Below are 1,887 nucleotides of genomic sequence, written 5' to 3' on the forward strand. Positions count from 1 at the left end.
AATAGGGTTCTAGCGGAAAGCAGCAGGCAAGCCATTGATTTTAAAGATATCACAACCCCAGAGCAAACGGGAGAGCCTGCATCCATGTCACCCATTGGGTGAGCAAGCTCCACTCCGCAACGCATTGAAATCCTTTGCGCTCTTAGCGCGCTTTGCGGTTCGACAGCCCTTTTCAGGATCAACCCGCCTTAGGACCGTACCGGCGTGGGCGAAGCGACCAACTCGCCAGCTGCGAGCACCGGTCGGGACATGTTGACAACGAGCTCTCGTTACGTAAACTCGTTTCCGAATTGCCGGTTCGCTCGCCCCTCAAGTGCGTTGCAGGAACTGCCAACCGGCCCCCGCTTCGAGCCCTTGCTTCCTAGCCACCGACCGAACGAGGTACACGACGATGAAGCATCAGGTCCACATCGCTGCAGCGACGCTTGCTGCGTTGACGATTCTTGCGTTCTTGCTCTCGACGATCGTCTCGGAGCTGTTCCTGTCCTACAAGGCCGTCGCGGCGGTCAAACAGGCGATCGCCTATGCCCTTCTCGGGCTCATTCCACTACTGATCATCACCGCTGGCAGCGGGTTCTCGCTCGCGGGGAAGCGCCAGCACCTCTTAGTGACAGCCAAGCAGCGTCGGATGCCGTTCGTCGCAATGAACGGGCTGCTGATTCTGGCTCCCTTGGCGCTCTATCTGAACGCCAAGGCCGGAAGCGCGGAATTCGATGCCTGGTTCTATGCCGCGCAGTGCCTCGAGCTCCTGGCCGGCGCGGCGAACCTGTCGCTGATCGCGCTGAACTTCCGCGACGGTTTGCGCCTGAGTCGACGCCGTTCGCTAGCCAGCGCTGAAGGGGCCTAGCAGGGGCTCATGATCCACACCCTGCTCAACTTCCTGCACCACCTCGGCGTCATCATTCTGGCCTCGGGTCTGATCGGCGCATGGCTCGCCGAATGGCTCTCGCGCGAGGTGATCAGTCTGCACGGCTACCTGGAGGCCGTCCGCTCCATGCGAGCTCTTCATGACCTCTCGGTGCTTCCTGGAGGCGTGCTGATCATCGCCTCGGGCGGGTCGCTGATCGCCCTCTACCACAACGGCACCAATGCCCTGGCACAGCCTTGGCTGCTCGGCATGGCCGTTCTATTCCTGTTCGAGCTTTTCATCATCAACAGACTGACCTGGCCGCATGCAAAGCGGCTGGAATGGCTGGCTGGCGATGATCTGATCGCAGGCAGACTGTCACGAGAGCTCGTGCAGGCACAGGAGCAACTCCTGCCCAGGCTCGCCCATGCTCTCGATGTGCCGATCCTGATCGTGATCCTGGGCCTCGGTGTCTATCGGCCGCAGAGCCTCGACAGCCTATTGGTCGCGACCCTCTTCGCCGTGTTTACCGCCGGCTTATTGGTCTATGTACTGCCGTGCAGCAGGCCATTTCGAACCGTCTGCCCAAATGCGGGCGAGCTCGCCCGATAGCAGTCTCAATTGGCTGCTCCGACGGTTGCAGCCGCAAGCCAGTTCGACTCCGCGACAACGCCAAGCACCCTGGATCTTGCAACCTTGCAGGCGCGACTGACACGGGCGAGCGAGCAGGTACAGCATTTGGCAGCCGGACTCAGCGATCGCCAGGCCGACCGTCTGATCACCTTTCCTGGCGCAACAGCGCGGAATAGCCGCGGGCTTCTTCGACCGCCACAGGCGTCCCGGATGCGACCGAGCCAGGGCCCGGTCGCGTCCGGCCCGAGGCACCAAACGAAATAAAGGGGAACAAAGACATGTCCGTTAAGGAGCAATCAATCACGTTATTCGCGGTGTGCGCAACACTCGCCTTGACGGGGTGTGGCGCGCCGCATCTGGCAGCGGTGCGGACCGCCAAGCACGAGCTCGTCGGCAAGGACGTCGCG

At 61.5% G+C, this 1,887-nt stretch carries 2 protein-coding genes; both read left to right on the plus strand.

Features of this window, described 5'->3' with window-relative positions:
- Nucleotides 1-391: 391 nt before the first annotated feature.
- Nucleotides 392-847, plus strand: a complete 456-nt coding sequence (locus tag G3446_RS26520; protein ID WP_164456654.1) for a hypothetical protein — start codon at nt 392-394, stop codon at nt 845-847.
- Nucleotides 848-856: 9 nt separating this feature from the next.
- Entirely contained in the window at nt 857-1,459 is a 603-nt protein-coding gene (locus G3446_RS26525) for a DUF2269 family protein (RefSeq protein ID WP_164456655.1), read from the plus strand.
- Nucleotides 1,460-1,887 lie beyond the last annotated feature (428 nt).

It is taken from the genome of Thiorhodococcus minor, from assembly GCF_010820565.1.
GTDB lineage: Bacteria > Pseudomonadota > Gammaproteobacteria > Chromatiales > Chromatiaceae > Thiorhodococcus > Thiorhodococcus minor.